The organism is Vibrio sp. L85 (assembly GCF_963871815.1).
Lineage (GTDB): Bacteria > Pseudomonadota > Gammaproteobacteria > Enterobacterales > Vibrionaceae > Vibrio > Vibrio harveyi.
This window is the reverse complement of record NZ_CAWMYL010000176.1, coordinates 235,678-254,838: the sequence shown is the minus strand read 5'-3', so window position 1 is coordinate 254,838 and position 19,161 is coordinate 235,678. Positions and strand designations below refer to the sequence as shown.

Annotated in this window: 15 protein-coding genes; 5 read left to right on the top strand and 10 right to left on the bottom strand. The window is 41.4% G+C overall.

Annotated elements, in window-relative coordinates:
* Positions 1-180 precede the first annotated feature (180 nt).
* The 3 genes from AACR11_RS18610 (at position 181) to AACR11_RS18600 (ending at position 4,785) form a co-directional block, all read left to right on the top strand.
* Complete coding sequence (locus AACR11_RS18610) at positions 181-1,404, top strand: hypothetical protein (RefSeq protein WP_029790148.1); 1,224 nt, start codon at positions 181-183, stop codon at positions 1,402-1,404.
* Between the two features lie 3 nt (positions 1,405-1,407).
* Positions 1,408-2,250 (top strand): hypothetical protein, encoded by an 843-nt coding sequence (locus AACR11_RS18605; protein WP_029790147.1) that lies wholly within the window; start codon positions 1,408-1,410, stop codon positions 2,248-2,250.
* A 723-nt stretch (positions 2,251-2,973) separates the two neighbouring features.
* Positions 2,974-4,785: a citrate lyase ligase gene (locus AACR11_RS18600; protein ID WP_079324978.1), complete on the top strand. Its 1,812-nt coding sequence runs from the start codon at positions 2,974-2,976 to the stop codon at positions 4,783-4,785.
* A gap of 224 nt (positions 4,786-5,009) precedes the next feature.
* Here the strand turns inward: AACR11_RS18600 and AACR11_RS18595 are convergent, their stop codons facing one another.
* Positions 5,010-5,669, bottom strand: coding sequence for an HAD family hydrolase (locus AACR11_RS18595; protein ID WP_029790145.1), 660 nt, complete (start codon positions 5,667-5,669; stop codon positions 5,010-5,012).
* 304 nt (positions 5,670-5,973) lie between these two features.
* On the opposite strand from AACR11_RS18595, the gene AACR11_RS18590 reads away from it, so the two are divergent.
* Positions 5,974-7,575: a long-chain fatty acid--CoA ligase gene (locus tag AACR11_RS18590; protein ID WP_029790144.1), complete on the top strand. Its 1,602-nt coding sequence runs from the start codon at positions 5,974-5,976 to the stop codon at positions 7,573-7,575.
* A 102-nt stretch (positions 7,576-7,677) separates the two neighbouring features.
* Here AACR11_RS18590 and AACR11_RS18585 read toward each other — a convergent pair whose 3' ends face one another.
* Positions 7,678-9,261, bottom strand: coding sequence for a BCCT family transporter (locus AACR11_RS18585; protein ID WP_029790143.1), 1,584 nt, complete (start codon positions 9,259-9,261; stop codon positions 7,678-7,680).
* Positions 9,262-9,553: 292 nt separating this feature from the next.
* On the opposite strand from AACR11_RS18585, the gene AACR11_RS18580 reads away from it, so the two are divergent.
* Positions 9,554-11,971 carry a beta-mannosidase gene (locus AACR11_RS18580; RefSeq protein ID WP_029790142.1) on the top strand — a complete coding sequence of 806 codons (2,418 nt, stop codon included), beginning with the start codon at positions 9,554-9,556 and terminating at the stop codon, positions 11,969-11,971.
* A 67-nt stretch (positions 11,972-12,038) separates the two neighbouring features.
* Here AACR11_RS18580 and AACR11_RS18575 read toward each other — a convergent pair whose 3' ends face one another.
* From AACR11_RS18575 to AACR11_RS18540, 8 genes are all read right to left on the bottom strand, one after another.
* Positions 12,039-12,692 (bottom strand): LuxR C-terminal-related transcriptional regulator, encoded by a 654-nt coding sequence (locus AACR11_RS18575; RefSeq protein ID WP_049536360.1) that lies wholly within the window; start codon positions 12,690-12,692, stop codon positions 12,039-12,041.
* Positions 12,692-13,507, bottom strand: coding sequence for a helix-turn-helix domain-containing protein (locus tag AACR11_RS18570; RefSeq protein WP_005451271.1), 816 nt, complete (start codon positions 13,505-13,507; stop codon positions 12,692-12,694). Before AACR11_RS18570 ends, AACR11_RS18575 begins: the two co-directional genes overlap by 1 nt.
* 64 nt (positions 13,508-13,571) lie before the next feature.
* The gene (locus tag AACR11_RS18565) at positions 13,572-14,588 is read right to left on the bottom strand and encodes a GGDEF domain-containing protein (RefSeq protein WP_009697206.1); all 1,017 of its coding nucleotides are present in this window, start codon (positions 14,586-14,588) and stop codon (positions 13,572-13,574) included.
* 372 nt (positions 14,589-14,960) lie between these two features.
* Positions 14,961-15,215, bottom strand: a complete 255-nt coding sequence (locus tag AACR11_RS18560) for a hypothetical protein (protein WP_026000163.1) — start codon at positions 15,213-15,215, stop codon at positions 14,961-14,963.
* Positions 15,216-15,362: 147 nt separating this feature from the next.
* Positions 15,363-16,589: a sodium/glutamate symporter gene (gltS, locus tag AACR11_RS18555; protein WP_029790140.1), complete on the bottom strand. Its 1,227-nt coding sequence runs from the start codon at positions 16,587-16,589 to the stop codon at positions 15,363-15,365.
* A 219-nt stretch (positions 16,590-16,808) separates the two neighbouring features.
* Positions 16,809-17,348, bottom strand: coding sequence for a disulfide bond formation protein B (locus AACR11_RS18550; RefSeq protein WP_009697204.1), 540 nt, complete (start codon positions 17,346-17,348; stop codon positions 16,809-16,811).
* An 11-nt stretch (positions 17,349-17,359) separates the two neighbouring features.
* On the bottom strand, positions 17,360-17,515 hold the full coding sequence (locus tag AACR11_RS18545) for a DUF5993 family protein (protein WP_005451278.1): 156 nt from the start codon (positions 17,513-17,515) through the stop codon (positions 17,360-17,362).
* Between the two features lie 152 nt (positions 17,516-17,667).
* Complete coding sequence (locus AACR11_RS18540; RefSeq protein WP_029790139.1) at positions 17,668-19,161, bottom strand: efflux transporter outer membrane subunit; 1,494 nt, start codon at positions 19,159-19,161, stop codon at positions 17,668-17,670.

The window sequence follows — 19,161 nt, the reverse complement described above, 5'->3', positions numbered from 1 at the left end:
ACGAGAGGAGCAGTACGACTCGCATTATGAGTAAGCTAACATCAATGAAAACGATATGTTTCTCAATAAGATATAATTCTCTAGTCAATCGAAAAATCAGTATTTCCTCTTCATAACCATCTCGAACTGAATCTGTTTTCAATTACCATTCTGAGTTAATACGATTTGAAGGACGGCGAAATGACTTGGGAATTTATTGGAAGAAAAGATGCATTTGACTACATAACTGTAAATAATAGATCTGCGGTTGAACTGGATCAGTTTCTCAGTCGCAAAATCACTATTCCTACTTCTCTTTTTAGCGCAAAAAAGATAAATATTTCTAGGCAAGCTCTATTGATGCTTGCTTCTCTAAACGAGTATGACCAAAAACAGGTAGTCAAAGAGATGTATTTTGTGTCGGCAAACCCAAGCGCCAAGTCTGTAGTAAGGCATAAACGTAATCCATTAGTAAGAATCTTTCGCTCTACTTACCCGTTTAAAAACTACCATTACTTGATAACCTGTATCCTTAAGGATGGTATGGTTGTTATCCATGATATTGCTTTTGACGAGAAACTACATGGTCGTCGAATTAGCACTAACTCTTATCAAAGGACACAAATGTATCATGTCAAAAGAGAGCAGGGTAAAGATGGTGAGTATGATGGGTCGCAAGGCAATATTGCCGCGACGGCTTTGTTGTCAGAGTGGAGACACAATAGAGCTAAGCAGACTCATAAAGTAAACACCATACACGCTTCAGTAAATGGGATGTTAAACGGCTATCAAAAAGCAGCAACCTTAATGGGTCTACATACTCAAGTTGCATATAATGAAGACCAACCAAGGGAGTATACGTTGTTCCATAACCCCTCAGATGGATGGCACTTTGATATTATTGAATGTGGTTTTGATAAATTCAAACTTACCTCACATAATGCCCAGCACTTAGCTACTGTAATGAAACAATGCGCTGAGCAGAGGAAAAAGGTTAAATGGACAGTCCACAGTCAAGGAGCCATCATTTTCAATACCGCGCTTATATGGGTGAAGAGAAGATATCCAACCTTGAAGCTAACTAATCAGGAAGTTGCGGTCCATGCTGGCGGTGTAAGTACAGAAAAGATTGAGATGAATGCAAACAGAATTGGAATGAAGTTCAATTCGAATAAAACTAGAACCAATCCATTTGACCTCGTCCCTAATATTGCTGCAAGGCAAACACCATTATCTCCTAGCAGCCTCGTAAGATGCTGTAAGTTTATTGGATTGGTAATAAATGGAGATGTGACTGAGAGCCCTCACACATTACCATACTTTGGCCTTGTATCTTATAGACAACAGCTAATAATGTCTGGGAGTAAAAGAGCTTTGAAACGTGTTAGAGATGTAGATTCTCTTTTATTAAAGAATAAGGATTAATGTGTGGATTTCTTCGAGGTGTATAAAGATGGTTTTCGTGGTAAACCAGATTTTTCTAGTTTTTTTAATTACATGTTTAAAATTGACGAATATGTTATTTCATTTGAGTGTCCAAATAACATTCTTGAAAGTTATTTATATGAAGATGACATTGATCTTGGAAATTTTGACATTAGTTCATCTAATGAAGAACACGAAACTGTAATTGATTTGGCTTCTGTGAATTTTTCTTTTTTTCGAGTGTTTTTTAATCCTATTGCGCCAGTGAATAAACAAGGTGACCTTTTTATTAAAATAAAAATAAAGTCGATAGACGGAAGTATAAAAACAAATGATCAACTCTCAAGCTACTTAGAAAAAGAATATTTTGAATATTATCATGATCCGAATCCAAGTTCAGACTCTACTCGTGGAGAGCATACGGAGTCAATGAGAGACTTTATTGAAAGAGCAAATCGTCAATGGGGAGAATTCCCGGAATCTGAAGAAATGATATTGGAAAAAGAAAAATATCTTATCGATAGTTTTTACTATAGCTATCCACCAATAAAGTGTGAAAACGTAAAAATAGGCAAATATACGTTTTCTAAGTATTTGGAAGGAAGTTTAAAGTATAAAGGGGAGTTTAGTCGAGTATATAATTTAATTATCAAAGATGGATTTTGCCTAAGTATTGAGTTTTGGTACGCAACTCAATATGGCTATCCCCAAAAAAAGTTTTTGAAATGGATTGAAAGAGCTGACGAGACATTTGAAAAAGAAGTGTTAGAACGATTGGAAATGTCAAACTGTATTGACTCTAAGCTAGAAAAAAAAGTAGATATAATTACACAAAATATCAATTGATATGAGATTTTTTAATTATCTTTTTTGCGATGTTTTATATGGTTAATACTATTTTTTAATTACAAGTTTGGTGTCATTTTTATAATTACTTCCCTATCTCGTAAAATAAATTCAGGATAGGAAAAAGTAAGAAAAGCCAATAAGCTACTATTTATTCAGATTAATATTGATATATACATCTCGTAGAATTATTCTTTCAATACTCGTCTTTCTAAAGTAAGTCAAGGTTGTATGCTATCCGCTAAAAGTATGACTTCCTAATATTCTCATTGACTCTAATTTCCGTAAGCTCAAATATAACGTTAGAAGGCAACCGTTTCGAGAGGTTGCGTGAACATATGAGTAATGATGGGATAGAGCAATTAGACTTCTTTATTGTTAGTATTGTCAATTTTTTGGATGTGTTATTAAGTCTTGAAACAAACCGATTGAAGTTAGTTAAACTTAGCTGCTTCAATTATGTCTCGAAGTGCTTAACTTCAAGTCACAAAAACATCAAATAGTATGTTTTACGTCCTGCATTTGCCTTCTACTTGTTCGATCTTCTTAATTGACCTTGTTGTTAATAAGTTTGGGTATCTAAACTAACTATTGTTAGCTCACATTGCCATTACCAATCATTACATTTCATTACAATTCAGTGGTCTGACATGTGATAATCTTCATAGGTTTGACTTATGTCAGATTGTTTTTGTATTTATTTTGTGAATTTAGGTTGCAGGCATGGACTTTAGAAAATTATCAGTTAGATTGAGAATAGCAAAATATCTAATGGAAAATTTTATAACATCAAACAAAACTAATATAGAAAAAAACAGAAAGTTAAAAAAACTTTATTGTCGAGTTGGTGATTATAAAAATGCAGTTAAGTATGCAGAATCTATATATGCATCTGTCTCAGGAGCCGATAACTATCATATTCTAAAAAATTTATATGTATTAAGTTCAAAAGTCGATAAATCTGAAATAACAACCGTTAATGATAAATCTGAAATACTAGATGATGTTATAAAAATTATTGATGGTATTAATGAGACCGTTTGTGATTATGATAAAGTTAAGTTCGTTAAAGATTATGTAGAAAGTAAAGGCGCTAAGCCAATTTTAATATTCCTTTCTGGTAAAGGTGAAAAATTAAAAAATAAAAATAAAACAGAAAGAATGCTACTTTCAGATATAGACTTATACAATAAAGAGCGTCCAAGGTGGAGTAGGGAAAATAATGCGCCAGATTACATTAAAAAAATATATGGAGACTATCAAGGTGTAGACTTTAATGCTCTTTTTAATTCTAAGCCACCAATAATTAAAGCAACGAAAGTTCTACTAAGAGATATGGAGAATCCATATGTCTCTGTTAAAAATGGTATCAGAACAACAATATATCAGCCTGATGTTCATGATAAACGTATATTGTTTTTTGGAACGTCGACGACATATTCTGTTGGTACATGCAATGAAGATACAATCGTTAGTCAAGTTCAAAAAGAGATTAATAAATATAAAGATAACATTAGAGTTGAAAACCATGGTGTACAAGGTCTGAATCTACTACTTGCAATCAATAATCTGGTGCAGACAGATATTAAGGAAGGTGATATTGTTGTGCTCTTTGACTATGACGAATTTAGTCGATGTCAGGATGACTCAATTTATAATTTAGATCTTAATAAATTTGACCGTGGAGATGATTTCTTTTTAGACTTAGCAAAAAACCACTGTCATTTTTCACCACGTGGAAATCGAGTTTTGGGAGAATCAATAGCAAAAGAGATGTTGTTGCCAATAATAGATAAAGATGTAACTAAAAATTCTAACATAATTCTTTGTGGCAAATTCTTTCAAGTATTAGAAAACATTAAATATGTTTTATTTAGAAAAACAGCACAATCATTAGAATCTTGCGAAATGAAAAACTACTTGTCTTTACTTGAACAGCATGCTCAAGACTTAGACCTAAAAATAGGTAGTGTTGCTGTTAATTGTAATCCAATAACAAAAGGACACTTACATCTACTTGAGTATGCAGCTAAAAATGTCGACAAGTTATTTATTTTTGTTATCGAGGAAGATAAGTCGTTTTTTAGTTTTGAGGACCGTCTACGACTAGTTACAGAGAGTACAAGCCACTTGAAAAATGTAACTGTTTTAAGAGGAGGCAAGTTCATTTGCACTGAATTGACGTATCCAGATTACTTCGACAAAGAGACAAATGAAGCAAAAGCTGACGCTTCAATGGAAGCTTGGTTCTTTTGCGAATATATTGCACCAAAATTGAATATTACGAAGATATTCTTAGGTGATGAGCCGAAATGTATGATTACAAATCAATATAACCAGAAGATGCAAGAATTGCTTCCAAAGTACGGTATTGAGGTTGAAATTATCGAACGAATTTCTAGTAATAATGAGGTAATCAGTGCTTCTAGAGTGCGAGCATTATTAAAATCAGGTGACTTTGAAGGAATTAGAAAGATTGTTCCAGAGCCAACCTATAGATTTTTAATAAATAAATATCAAGATAGCGCAGCATAAAATCAAAATAGATTTAGCTAGAAAGTAGTTAATAAGCTAGACCTAATATGACTTTTTAAGTTGGTTTCATCTATATACCCAAGGCAGTTTGCTCAGAATCCTGCATCTTGCAGTCGCTTGGGTATATATTTTGGCTGGTTTTAGGAATAGAAACTGTTGCCTTTAGGTCTTGCTGAGGATCACCAGCATAGTGGTGTAATATTCTAGCTAATTAGAAAGCGTCACTAACCCCAATTCAACAAGGTCCAATTCGGTCTATCAGCGTGCACTTTTAAGCGAGGGCATGGATTCACAAGGTAGACGTAATTTGCGTATTCACACAGTGGCAAGTCGTTGATTGAATCAGTATAGAAGTGGATTTCCGAATAGGACTTTGCCTGCGTCGCCCACCACTGTTTTAATCGGGTAACTTTGCCTTCTCGGTAACTTGGGATTCCATCGATTTCTGCGGTATAGCGGTTATCAGACACCACCAAGTCAATTCCAAGAGCAGTCGGAATACCCAGATGTCGTCCAACAGCTGTCACTAAAAAAGTGACACTTGCTGAGATGATGACCATATCAATACCATCACGAGACAGTTGTTCAATGAGCGTTTTGGCTTGAGGGTACTGTCTAGCCAGAATATGCTTTTCAACGCATTCTTCAACCAAGGCGTTGACTTCTTTAATCGACATGTTTTCTATTGGCTTCATGGAAAACGCTAGGTAATCTTCCATCTCCATTTTCCCTTCTGCGTACAAGCCCATTAGGCGAAGATCTTCCTCAATAAAGTTAGGCTCAGTTGCGATGCCTTTCTCCACCAAAAACTCATTCCAAATCATTGCACAATCAGCGTTGATTAAGGTCTCATCCATATCAAATACATACAAAGGTTTGGACATAGTTCGGTTCTCACTAGTTGGGTTGAGGACGATGTAACTTCTCGCTCAGTACAGAGCGAGGCTTATGAGTGTGTGAGGTATGCTAACGACAAACTGTGACGGTTTCGTTGCACTTTCTCCGGACTATCACAAAACTTAGTTTCAATGATTAGGGATGAAGCATTTCTGAGTTGGCGTTAGAGAGCTACAATAGAACTTTCGAATCTAATCTTATTCTTGTGTACTGAATACAGTCACGCTTTTGAGCGATAATAGAGTCACTCGCAAAGCGAACGTTAAGAAAAATACAAAAAGAACCCCCGATATGAACCAGTATGTAAATGATCCATCCAATTATCAGTTACTAATTAAAAACTTGCTGTTTTCCCCAGTTGCTTTCAACCCAGAGCAAGAAATCGTCTACGCTAACCACCGCCGTCATAGCTACAAAACGTTTCATGACCGTGTAAGACAGTTTGCCAACGCGCTTACCAAAATGGGCGTGAAAAAAGGCGATACGGTTGCTGTGATGGATTACGACTCCCACCGTTACCTTGAGTGTTACTTTGCTATCCCAATGATTGGTGCCAAGCTGCACATGATTAACGTTCGTTTGTCTCCAGAACAGATCCTTTACACCATTGATCATGCCGAAGATGACATCATTCTTATTCATGAAGAGTTTCTACCAATTTTAGACCAGATCAAAGGTCGCATTGATACGGTCACTCGCTACGTTGTGTTACGTGATGATGAAAAGTGTGAGTATGAACGCCTTCTTGAACAGGAAAGCACGGAATACAATTTCCCTGATTTCGATGAAAACACGGTGGCGACAACTTTCTACACCACGGGTACTACAGGATTTCCAAAAGGCGTTTTCTTCACGCATCGTCAACTTGTTCTTCATACTATGGGCATACTAAGCACAATCGGTACCAATGCTTCACAAGGTCGATTGCATCAAGGTGACATCTACATGCCGATTACGCCGATGTTTCATGTCCATGCTTGGGGGCTTCCATATATGGCAACCATGCTTGGTGTTAAGCAAGTCTACCCGGGTAAGTATGTTCCAGATGTTTTGCTTAACCTGATTGAGCAAGAGAAGGTGACGTTCTCACACTGTGTGCCGACTATTTTGCATCTACTTCTGAGCTCTCCAAAGTCGAAGGCGATGGACTTTTCTGGGTGGAAAGTCGTCATTGGTGGTGCTGCGCTACCAAAAGCATTATGTAAATCAGCTCTAGAACGTGATATCGACGTATTTGCTGGTTACGGCATGAGTGAGACTGGACCTATTCTTTCTATCGTCCAATTGACGCCTGAGCAATTAGAGTTAGATGTCGACCAACAAGCGGAATATCGCTCGAAGACAGGTAAGAAAGTTGCGCTTGTAGAAGCGTATATTGTGGATGAGGATATGAACAAACTGCCTCATGATGGCGAAACCGCTGGTGAAATTGTTGTTCGTGCACCTTGGTTAACGCCTAACTACTACAAAGACAACAAAAACTCTAAAGCACTATGGCGTGGCGGTTATCTGCACACAGGTGATGTGGCGCATATTGATGATGAAGGCTTTATCAAAATCACTGACCGCGTAAAAGATATGATTAAGATATCTGGTGAGTGGGTAAGCTCTTTAGAGCTTGAAGACATTCTCCACCAGCATCAGAGCGTTTCCGAAGTTGCGGTGATTGGTATGCCGCACAACAAGTGGGGTGAAGTGCCGTTAGCTTTGGTGACATTGAAAGAAGACGCTCAAGTCACAGAAAAGGAACTGTTAGGTTTTGCGAAAGACTTCATCAATAAAGGGATTCTTGCTAGAGAAGCATTACTACTTAAAGTGAAGATAGTGGACGAGATTGCTAAGACCAGCGTTGGTAAAGTGGATAAGAAAGAACTGCGTAAACTTCATCTGTAAGTAGTGAAACTTTTTGAATCCAAACCATAATATTCGGCCCCGACACAGGTTATCTATCGGGGCCGATTTTCATTTAGTTAAGGCTGCGTACTCAGTAACGTACTAAATCAAACCTTGCTCTTTCGCCATGTGGTTCGCGATGCTTGGTGCTTTCCAAATGCTTGGCAGCAGAATAAAAGACACGGGTACTGCCGTAATGACGATGAAAGACTGCAGTGCAGAGATACCACCTGAGCCCATAGAAATAAGTGCGATTGCCACCACACCCATCATCAAGCCCCAAAATGAACGAATAACGGCATTTGGCTCGGTAGAACCCGTCATCACGACACTAATGGTGTAAGTCATTGAATCACCAGTCGTTACGATAAAAGTCGTAGTCAGGATCAAAAACAATACTGAAATCACCATTGGGAATGGCAATTCAGAGGTAATGGCAAGTAGAACGGCGGGAAGGTTAAAGCCTTCGAATGCTGATGAAATCAAACCTGGGTTTTCTAGCTCGAAGGCCAAGCCGCTGCCGCCAACAATGCTGAACCAGAAGCAGGTGATCAAAGGCGCAGCGATGCTGATAGAGAGGATCAACTGACGAATGGTTCTGCCTCGTGAAATACGAGCAATGAAAATCGCCATCATTGGTCCGTAACCAATAAACCAACCCCAGAAGAAAACCGTCCACCAACTTAACCATTCTGTGTCACCGCGATAAAGCGCCATTGGGAAGAAGTTATCAACCATGCGACCAATGCCTTGTACGTAACCATCCACAATAAAGCTAGTTGGTCCGAAGAACAGAATGTAACCAATCAATGCTACAGACAACACAATGTTGTAACGGCTAACAAGTTGAATGCCCTTGCTCACGCCGCTTAGCGCTGACAAAGTGTACATGAGAATCGCAGCGACAATCACCAGGCTTTGAGTAATGAAGGTATCTGGCAAACCAAACAGAGAGTTCAATGCGTAGCTGATTTGTAGACCTAAGAAGCCGATTGGACCAATAGTACCAGCGGCTACAGCAATGATGCTGCACGCGTCTGCGACATCACCAATTCGACCGTGAATCGCTTTGTCGCCAAACACAGGGTACATCAAAGTGCGTGGTTTAAGCGGTAAACCTTTGTCGTAGTGAAGGTGCATTAACACCACAGAAGAAAGACAACCTAAGATAGCCCAAGCAAGGAAGCCCCAATGCATGAAAGACTGAGAAAGCGCATTGATTGCAGAGGCTTTTGGTGAGGCTTCACCATATAAAGGTGGTGCAGAAACAAAGTGAGCAATAGGCTCAGCTGCAGCCCAGAATACACCGCCACCAGCAAGTAGGGTGCAAAGTACGATTGATAGCCATTTAAAGGTATCGATATCTGGTCTCGCTAAACCACCTAAGCGTACGTAACCCGTACGACCTAGCGCAATAGCCAAACCAATAAGGAAATTCAGAAGGAGTAATACTTGCCAGAAGGCACCGAAGTATTGAGTTGCAAAGCCAAAGCCTGCATTAACCATTGCGGTCAGAGAGTTTGTATTCGTTAGAGCTAGCAAAACAAACACAGTGAGGAAGCTACCACTTAACCAGAAAACAGGGTTAGTGAGTTCAAGACGCTTGAGAAGGGAAGGAGGATGAATCGCAGAATAGTCTGCCTCCTGAATAGGAGCATGAGAGGCGGCGTTCGTCATATTTGACATAATTACTTCGCTTTTTAGGGCTCGGAAGCCGTGCATTTCCCTCACACGAATAGCTCGAAAAGTGTGAGGATGATCAAAAAGCCGCTGATACTAGCACGTTGAGCACACCAATATAACCGTAGAGCCAGATTAATTATGGAAATCTGAAGCAAATTACTGATTTTGGGGTAGAGATTTTTTGCGTGAAGTGCGCCGCATTTCATACGTAAATGACATTTCCCTTATTCTTGCAAGGACATCTCAGGATTACATTGAGCCAACCTGTTCTAATAAAAATTAAAGGTCTTATCCTATGGCTCATGTTGAACTCAATGGAATGTGGCAGTTAACTTCACCACAGCACCCAGATATCGATATTCCAATGACTTTGCCCGGAGACAACGTTTCTGCGTTGTTACAAGCAGAGCTCATCCCTAATCCTTATTTTGCGGATAACGAAGCGAAAGTTCGTTGGATTGAAACGTGTGATTGGCATATTTCACGTCAGTTTGATGTGGATGACGCAGTGCTCTTTGCCAAACAAGTTTGGATGACACTTACTCGTGTTGATACTTTAGCGACGTTTTACATTAATGGTGAGCAAGTACTAACTTGCAGCAACATGTTTGCCCAACAACGTCTTGATATTAAACCTTACTTAAAACAAGGCACTAACACGATTCGAGTTGAGTTTGCTCGCGTAGACTTAGAAGGCGCAGAGCGAGCAAAGAAACTGCCGTTTCCTATTCCTTCTGCAATGGGCAACAACCAAATTCCACACATGAATTTGCTCCGCAAAACTCAATGTCATTCGGGATGGGACTGGGGCATTTGTTTAATGGTCTCGGGTATCTATGACCCGATTCAAATCGATTTTGTCGAGGACGTGTGGTTAAAAAGCTTCTCCACAAACCAGCAATGGCAGACAGATGGAAGTGTATTGGTTGACGTTCTTATAGAGGTAGAGACTGGTAATCAATGTCATGAAATCATTGTTAATTTTAATGGTGAACGACAAGTGCTCCAAACCGAAGGAAGTGGTCACTACCACTGTGAATTCCTTGTGAGCGAGCCTAAGCTTTGGTGGCCGGCTGGTTATGGTGAAGCGCACCTCTATTCCATTTCAGTCACTTCTGGTGAACAAACTCTAGTCCGTAAGATTGGTTTACGAGAGTTGAGCTTAAACAATCAAGCTGATGAACATGGATCGGCGATGGAATTCATCATTAATGGCACTCCGATTAATGCTAAGGGGGCGAACTGGATTCCGATCGATGCCATGCCGGGGCGTGAGTGCGAAACCCGCTACCGAACGCTTTTACAAAGTGCCGTTGATGCCAACATGAACATGATTCGTGTCTGGGGTGGTGGGCAGTATGAGAGTGAAACCTTCTATGACTTGTGTGATGAACTGGGGCTGTTAGTTTGGCAAGACATGATGTTTGCTTGTTCGCTTTACCCTTCTAGCGATGACTTCTTAAAAGAAGTTGAACAAGAACTGCGTTTCCAAATTCCACGCTTAAAAGAACACCCATCTATTGCGTTATGGTGTGGCGACAATGAAGTTATTGGAGCTATTGGCTGGTATGACGAATCCAAGCATAACAAAGTGAAATATACGGTGAACTATGACCGTCTCAATCGCATGATAGAGCAGGTGATCGGACAGTTGGACGATTCTCGTCGTTTTTGGCCGAGCTCTCCTTGTAATGGTGAACTGGACTTCGGAGATGCTTGGCATGATGACAGTAAAGGCGACATGCATTTTTGGGACGTTTGGCATTCAGGAAAATCATTTAATGCCTACCTAAACATTAATCCTCGCTTTTGCTCAGAATTTGGTTTCCAATCTTGGCCTTCGTTTGCGGAAGCAAAACAGTTTGTACCGGAACAAGACTGGAACGTTACGTCACCTACCTTTGAGCAGCACCAAAAGAACCCACGTGGTAACAGCATCATTACTGAGATGTTCACCCGATATTTCCGTTTTCCTAGCGGCTTTGAGCAAATGTTGTACCTTAGCCAAGTGCAGCAAGCGATGGCTATCAAAACTGCGTGTGACCATTGGCGAGCCATCGCACCGATATGTCGTGGCATGTTGTATTGGCAACTTAATGACAACTGGCCTGTGAGTTCATGGTCTAGCATCGAATACAGTGGTCGTTGGAAGCAGTTGCATTACCATGCGAAACGCTTTTTTGCACCTCAGTATTTCGTGTTCTCGGAACACACAGGCAACTTGAGCCTGCATCTGCTCAACGATGCCAAAATACCAGTTAGTGCGGATATTCAACTTCATTGGGTTAATTGGCAAGGCGAAATTGAGAAAACTTGGCAGATAGAGAAAACGGTGACGAATGATAGCAATACTGTCATTTGGTCTTTAGATGAGCAGGTTGACCTAGTTGGTTTGGGCGACCTGAAATCAGGGTTCTTGTATGTGGAAGCGCAGGTGGGTGATGAACGAATCAACAATACCTGGTTTAGCACTCATGAACTTAAGACGCTGCCTATGGTTAAAGCAAATATTGAAGTAACGATTGAAGCAAACCAAGTGACCCTACGGGCAAATAAAGCGGCGTTTTTTGTTCATTTGGAGTGTGATACGGCTGGGCGCTTTGAAGATTCAAGCATCACTTTATTGGCAAACCAGCCCGTTACGTTAACATTCTTGGGTGACGATTGGGCGGCAATGGCAGAGTCTCTGCGTGTTTACCACTTAATGCAATAACGGAAAGCACTTTTGAAAGGGGGCTTCCGTGCTCCCTTTTGATTTCTCAGCCTGAGAACGGCTTGATTTAGAACAGGTTTCGTTTTGCCCAAGTGATCGCCTGCATTCGATTCTTCACTTCAAGTTTGCGAAAGATACTGTAGAGGTGTGACTTCACAGTGTGCTCACTTACAAACAACGAGTCGGCGATATCGAGGTTAGAACCTCCTTGGCAAAGCGCTGTAAGTACTTGCATTTCACGTCGAGTTAGCTCAATTTCGAGTTTCGTGTCGAGCTCAGAAACCGAGTGATTTAAGTTTACAAGATAGCTCACTAAACGATTGAGTATGTCGCGTGAGAGCCAGTTTTCACCATTCACAACACCTTTTAATCCTCGAATCACCTTGTCAAAATCTTCATCGAAGTAAAACAGACCTTTTAAGTTCGACCAAGAGAGCAGACTCTCTATGCCCAAATTAGGTTCGGCATTAACCAAAACGGTCGCATCAACGTGATCGAGCTCGTTGAGCACGACTTTAACCCCAGAGAGATCTGGCAGTGAACTGTCGACAATAGCAACATAGTGTTCATCGCGATAAACAGGAAGATCAGTACTTGCTCCTTTCGCCAAGAGGACTGGTTGACCAAGCTGTTGTTCGATTGTCGTCTGTAAGCCTCTTCCTTGAATGTTGTTGCAAGTGAATAATAAGATGGTGTTGGTGGTTGGATTGTTATTCATCATTAGTGGGCCTCCTGTCGAGACTGCATAAATTCATTTCCTACTTGATGGAAGCGATACAAAACAAGATCTAAGAATCCATCGAAGCAGTGTTTAACCATTGGGTTTTCAAATATTTGAGTGGCGGGTGCTTTGAAGTACGTGACTCGCCGATGGTGATAGAAATCCCGTATAAAAATGTCGAATAAAAGTTGCTTTACCACGGGTTCATGAACCGGAAAGTGGACAACCGCATTCCCCATGACTTGGATGATATCGGTGACTAAAAACTTCAGGATAGAGCGCCCCAAATGCCATAAGCTTAGAATCCTAAATTCAGACCTCAGCTCTTGATAAATAAGGTGTCCGACTAACATGCCTTTACAGTAATACAGGCGTACCTTACTTGAAGATTCATCAAATTGATTGAGCGTATCTGCCATACCGCCTGGGGTGATTAACTGCTTGTGGACTGCATCAATTTGTTGATACTCCGACGCGCTTATTTGATTGAGTGAGCAACTCTTTACATCGGTGACTTGATACTCATAAACAATGTCTTTAAAGCTTAAATAAATGTTTTTACTTTGCGAGGCTTTAACGCGCTTATACTCGCTTGAGGTATATTGATATTGCTCACCAATATAATGAGAGAAGGCGAGCCTTTTTAATAAACTCGGTGTGACTTTTCCGCTTTCCCATTGACTTAATGTAGGTTGATTTAAGCTTTCAAAAGCACTGTAACTCCGTGCTAACTCGTCTGCCAACTGACCTTGAGTTAAACCTCTCTCCTTTCGAATTGTTGCAACAGCATGCGAAAATTCTAACTTGCTAACCATATATCTACGTCCTGAACTCATTATATTTTTGATTGCTTGAAACGACTCGGTATGAGTCGCAAATCTATGTTCTTGATCTTTTAGTGAGATACATCATTTGGTCTGCGTGCTGGATTAAGGAATCGCTGCTATTGCCCTCATAAGGGAAACGTGCAATACCAACACTCAAACCGATGTGAACGTTTTGAAAATGGATAAAAATAGGTGCGCTACACGCTTGGTGCAGCGAAGACTGAAATTGTTCTAAGTCCTTTGTACTTTCTAGCTCAGGGAGGCAAACAATAAACTCATCACCACCTATCCTTGTTGCGAACTGACCACCACTGAGTAGGTTTAAAATACGCTGGGCGGTGATTTGTAGTACTTTATCTCCGGCGTCATGACCGAATTCGTCATTCACCGATTTAAAGCCATCTAAGTCGATATATAACAGAGTAAACGGTTGAGCTCGTTGTATCTGTTGTTCGATCAACTGATTGCCTTTGAATCGGGAATAACACCCTGTTAGCTCGTCAATCTCGAGCAGTCTTTCTAGTTTTTCAACTTGTTCATATTGCGTTTGCCAGGCGCTAAACCAATAGCACTCGATGGAGCGCAAGCCTTGGTAAATAAAGAGATTGAACAAGTAAAGAAACGTGCTCCGAATGGAGAACTCACTTAAACCCTGTAGTTTAAACAGGTAATTACCTGCGGTTATCAAATCAATGTTAAAGCAGATTGCCATTGATAAGACATATGTGAGTGCCGACCAAAATACGCCAAACTCAATCAGGGTTAAAAGGAGATTCACGGTGACTAACGAAGAGAAGAGAAAGTGCCCGCCTAAGAAGTAATACAGGTAAAAAGTGAGGGTATAGCCGAGGATCAGAGCGATGACAACAGACTGATGCTTTTGCTCGAGTGCAAATGATTTGCCCACCCAAAGGTAGGCAAAACAGACCATCGCGGAAAATATATAAGGAAGGTATACAACATAATCAACCCCTCTGATTGCACAAGCGACTAAGGTGATAAGAATCCCAAGACTTGTGGAGCGCATATAGTAGCGCGTAAAAATTTTGGTGAACTGCGTTCTGTCCATAGTTATGTCTCAAAGGAACAGCAAATAATGGGCAGTCAGAGAGAGGATTCTGTATGGGTTGAGTGTGGATGGAGGACGAGAGAAACATAGAACCAGCCCCGCATAAATAAGGAAATGCGAGGCGCATATGCTTTTTCGGGCGTTTTTCTCGTCTGCAAGCGACACTGCATTTCATATAGTTGCTCGATACCTACTGCCGTTTTTATAAACTATTCTATGAGGCGGGGTTGCATAAAACTATACGGTTTTCGGGAAAATGCTCCGATCTCAATATGTCCGCGTAAAAAGTGCGTTAACCGGTAAATTATTGAGGAAAAACTAGTACTTAAGTACTATGCGGGGTGATTAAAATGAGTCTTAAGTTTGAGATGTCTACTTGAGTTTTTGGTGGATACGGTAACCTATTGCATAACCAAGATAGAATAAGGCTGCAAGGGTAATAAACGCAGAAATGTAGGCAAACAGGTGATTCAGCCCTAAGCCGAATGACAGGGTAAAAGCAATGCCATTAACGGCTTCCATTGGGATCTTGTACCAAGAGGCGTGTACGGTCGAACCAAAAAGAATAAGGGTTCCGATTAAAAAGAGGGTGCCAATTGAAAGGCCAACCCATCTGCTGCTGTTCATGTTCATCTCAAGAGTTACAGAGTTCGTAACAAAATATTTCAAGGTCAACATTATACAACTTAGTGAGGGGGGAAGTGGTAGCAATATTTGCTTGAATAAAGCAAGAGAACACCGAAGTGTCCTCTTTTTAACCAGATGGCGTTTTAATTATCCAATCCAATTGATGAAGTATGGAATGATCAGTGCGTTGGCTAAGTCGATAAAAAACGCACAGACTAAAGGCACGATGATAAACGCTTGGTGAGAGTTACCGTACTTCTGTGCGACTGCCGACATATTTGCCATCGCCGTTGGAGTGGAACCAAGAGAAATTCCACCAAAACCAGAACAAACCACCGCCGCATCGTAGTTTTTTCCCATCAAAGGGAAAACGACAAAAATCGCGATACAAATAGCGACAAGAAACTGTGCGCCAAGAATGATGAAAATCGGTCCTGCCAAATCCACCAAAGCCCATAGTTGCATACTCATCAGTGACATCGCCAAAAATGCTCCTAACGCCATATCTGCGATCAATGCAACCGCGGGTTTTCTAGCCGGCCAGCGCGTTCCTGTTAGGCGCGGGTAAGAAGCAGGTATCAGGTTAGAAATCAGAATACCAGCAAACAGACAAGTTACGAACAATGGCAGCTCTAACCCTAAACTGCTGACGCCTTCATTCAAGATTGCACCTAAGATAATACATACATGAATCGCTAACATCGCGTCTAAAAAGTCATAGGCATTGATCGAGGGTTGAGGCTCATCTTGCGCGGTACCGACATCCATCTCTTCAACTTTCGTGGGTTTGAGGTTGTGTTTGTTGATCAGGTACTTAGCAATAGGTCCTCCCATCAAGCTTGCTAAGATCAAACCGAATGTCGCACTAGCGATACCGATTTCCATGGCGGTATTTAGGTCAAAAATTTCAGCAATTCTTGGTGACCAAGCGATAGCAGTGCCATGCCCACCAATTAATGAGACTGTGCCACTTAGCAAGCCAACCGCTTCTGGTTGACCGAGCATGGTGGCGATTCCGATACCAGTAAGGTTTTGAATCAACATATAGCCGATGGTGACCGAAAGCAGAATTAATAAAGGCTTTCCCCCTTTAAACAGATCTTGCAAGCTTGCGTTAATGCCGATGGTGGTAAAGAAATACACTAAGAGTAGGTCACGAGTCGCGAGATCGAATTGGACATCAATTTGGGTAACGTAATGAATCACCGCAAACAGTACGGACACCAAAATACCGCCAGAAACCGGTTCTGGAATACTGAACTCTTTGAGGAAAGTACTCGCTTGCGTTAATCGCCTACCTAAGAATAAAACGATGATTCCAAGAGTCACCGCGAGAAAGGATTCGACTTGTAATACACCGTCGACAAAGTTCATAACCACTCCTGTTCTAATAAAACATGATGAGAGAATTAATCGGCACGTTTACCTCTAAACATACTGACATGTTTGAATGACATCCAGTTGCATACTAATGAATTTGAACCAAGTCGGATTACTCTGAGTATGGTATTCCCATGACAGATAGAAAAGAGGAGTGATACAAGGTTGCGTTAACCTATGCATGACTCCTCGTCGAATCAGCTCAAAAAGCCCCTAATTAAATAGCCAGTAGCTTTCTGGGTTATCAGGGCATTGGTATGGACCACACTCGGCAAATGTACCGATGGCATTAAGTGCGACAACGGAGATAGCCAACAGGCAAGCAATTCGACCAAGGTTGCTCATTTGGTAAGGTTCCGGTGACTCTTCTTTACTGGTGAGCATAAGGATGACCGCCACCGCAAATATAGTCGCGACGAACAAGACAAACGCCCAAGTGTAATAATGCATACCTAAGATAGGGCTACCATAACCAGGCGTTCCCGGAATGACATGCAGTGAGACTTGTCTTAGCGATGTGGCTACTCCATAAAGTGCGCCAATTAGAACCACGCCATAATGTCGAGCGTGCGGACCGTAAACCACATTCAATAGAAAGCCGAACATGATCATGACAAAGCCAATGCGTTGTAACAGACACAATGGGCAAGGCAGTTCATTGAGTACAAATTGCAGAACAAAACCAATTAACAACACGGCGGTCATGCCGAGTAATCCGAGGGTATTGAGTAAAGCCAAATAGTTGCGATTCATATCAACGCCCCCTACAACAAAATAGCTAGAGGGTCGGTTGCATGATGGTTGAACCAATACAGCCCAATGATCACGGAGGAAGCAAAGAAGGCATAACCCATCGCTTTCTTGCCTAAAAATGCACTGAGCATCGCGATTAACAATAGTACAAAAATTAGTGTCATCATGAGGGAGTTCCTTCCTTACTCTCTGATTTCAATCCTTTTAACTATAGGAAATGCGTATCAATGCGCGACTTTATATAAAAAAGAGGAGAGGGCAGATTCGAGGTCCCAGATGAATCTGATCCTCTCCCCAAAACCGTTTTTACAAAAACGCGTTACTTACCGTCTTGTTTTGGTGGTTGTTCCAACGCCCAGTCACCGCCTAATGATTTATAGAGTGCGACGGTAACTTGTGCCGTTTGCAATTTGGCAGCAAGCTGACGGTCTTGCATCATGCGTTTTTGTCGCTGTGCATCAAGGACGGATAAGTGATCGATTAAACCTGCGCGATAGAGTGATTTCGCTTTGCTGACCGCGTTGTCCGTTGCCTCCAGCGCTTCTTTAATTCGGCGTTGGTTCTCTTGGCTTCTTCCGTAAGCAAATAGGGTCGAGTCTACTTCTGTAAATGCGGAATCAACGGCGTGTTGGTAAGCCAAGGTGGCGGATTCAAAACGAGCTTGGTTGATTTTCTCTAACGCTTCACCACGACCTCCGTCAAATACATTCCAACTGATACCTGCTGAGCCTACCCAGCCAAATGAATCACTACTGAATAAGTCATCAAAGCTAGACGCTGAAACACCTGGCGCCCCTGTTAGGAAGAACTTCGGATATTGATTGGCCACACTGGCTGCGAGTTCTTCATTGATGGCAGCCATTTCACGTTCCGCAATGCGGATATCTGGTCGACGCTGCAACAGGTCAGAAGGCAGCCCAATCGGTACCACATTTTGCATGGTAGGTACTGTTTGTGTCTGAGCGAGTCGTATCTCGACTTTCGATAAAGGCTCACCAAGTAGTACCGCAATGCGATGCTTGTGCACTTGTTGTGCGATTTCCAATTGAGGGATGAAGGATTCCATTGCTGCCAATGTTGCTTTAGCTTGGGCTAAATCGAGCTCGGAACCGTAACCACTGCGAACCACCTTTTCGACCAAATCCATGGTTTTTTGTTGGTCCTCTAGGTTGGATGTTGCCAACGCGAGACGTTCTGTTGCACCTTGATATTGTAAGTAGTTGTGGATCAAATCAGCGGTGAGCAATGTGGTGAGCCCACTCTGATAGATTTCAGCTTGTTCTACACGAATCTTTGCCGCATTAGATTGACGCTCAAGACGCCCAAATAAGTCCACTTCCCATGCGATGCTTGCACCAGCAAAAACGCCATCATGTTGATTATCTAATAGTGTCGTGTTGCCAATCTGTGGCGGTAAACCTGCTGCTGAATCACCAATCGGATTGAGTGCAGGACCCAGCAGAGAATCATTTTTGCTCAGTTGGTAGTTGAAGTAACCCGCGCCAATATTGACGGTTGGTACTTTGAATGACTCTACAACGGTTTTGTAGTTCTCAGCCATCTTTATGCGTTCTGCTGCCACTCGTAACGGGATGTTTTGGCTTTGCATATCAAGGACTAAATCGTTCAGCGTCGGATCATTAAATTCCGTCCACCAAAAGGCTTCTTTTTCGCTAACCTGGCTGACGTTGCTTTGCTCAGCATGAAGATAGGTTTCAGCCATACTTGTGGTTGGCGCTTGGTAGTCGGGACCAACAGCGCAACCGGATAAACTCATTGCCAATACAAGTGGCGCAAGAACGAACTTTTTCAT

What these genes read in the sequence shown, in the direction of transcription:
- AACR11_RS18565 (WP_009697206.1), bottom strand. Translation starts at nt 14,588, where the DNA reads ATGGACAGAACGCAGTTCACCAAAATTTTTACGCGCTACTATATGCGC.
- AACR11_RS18570 (WP_005451271.1), bottom strand. Translation starts at nt 13,507, where the DNA reads ATGGTTAGCAAGTTAGAATTTTCGCATGCTGTTGCAACAATTCGAAAG.
- AACR11_RS18600 (WP_079324978.1), top strand. Translation starts at nt 2,974, where the DNA reads ATGGACTTTAGAAAATTATCAGTTAGATTGAGAATAGCAAAATATCTA.
- AACR11_RS18575 (WP_049536360.1), bottom strand. Translation starts at nt 12,692, where the DNA reads ATGATGAATAACAATCCAACCACCAACACCATCTTATTATTCACTTGC.
- AACR11_RS18580 (WP_029790142.1), top strand. Translation starts at nt 9,554, where the DNA reads ATGGCTCATGTTGAACTCAATGGAATGTGGCAGTTAACTTCACCACAG.
- AACR11_RS18540 (WP_029790139.1), bottom strand. Translation starts at nt 19,161, where the DNA reads ATGAAAAAGTTCGTTCTTGCGCCACTTGTATTGGCAATGAGTTTATCC.
- AACR11_RS18590 (WP_029790144.1), top strand. Translation starts at nt 5,974, where the DNA reads ATGAACCAGTATGTAAATGATCCATCCAATTATCAGTTACTAATTAAA.
- AACR11_RS18550 (WP_009697204.1), bottom strand. Translation starts at nt 17,348, where the DNA reads ATGAATCGCAACTATTTGGCTTTACTCAATACCCTCGGATTACTCGGC.
- AACR11_RS18595 (WP_029790145.1), bottom strand. Translation starts at nt 5,669, where the DNA reads ATGTCCAAACCTTTGTATGTATTTGATATGGATGAGACCTTAATCAAC.
- AACR11_RS18560 (WP_026000163.1), bottom strand. Translation starts at nt 15,215, where the DNA reads ATGAACAGCAGCAGATGGGTTGGCCTTTCAATTGGCACCCTCTTTTTA.
- AACR11_RS18545 (WP_005451278.1), bottom strand. Translation starts at nt 17,515, where the DNA reads ATGATGACACTAATTTTTGTACTATTGTTAATCGCGATGCTCAGTGCA.
- AACR11_RS18610 (WP_029790148.1), top strand. Translation starts at nt 181, where the DNA reads ATGACTTGGGAATTTATTGGAAGAAAAGATGCATTTGACTACATAACT.
- AACR11_RS18585 (WP_029790143.1), bottom strand. Translation starts at nt 9,261, where the DNA reads ATGTCAAATATGACGAACGCCGCCTCTCATGCTCCTATTCAGGAGGCA.
- gltS (WP_029790140.1), bottom strand. Translation starts at nt 16,589, where the DNA reads ATGAACTTTGTCGACGGTGTATTACAAGTCGAATCCTTTCTCGCGGTG.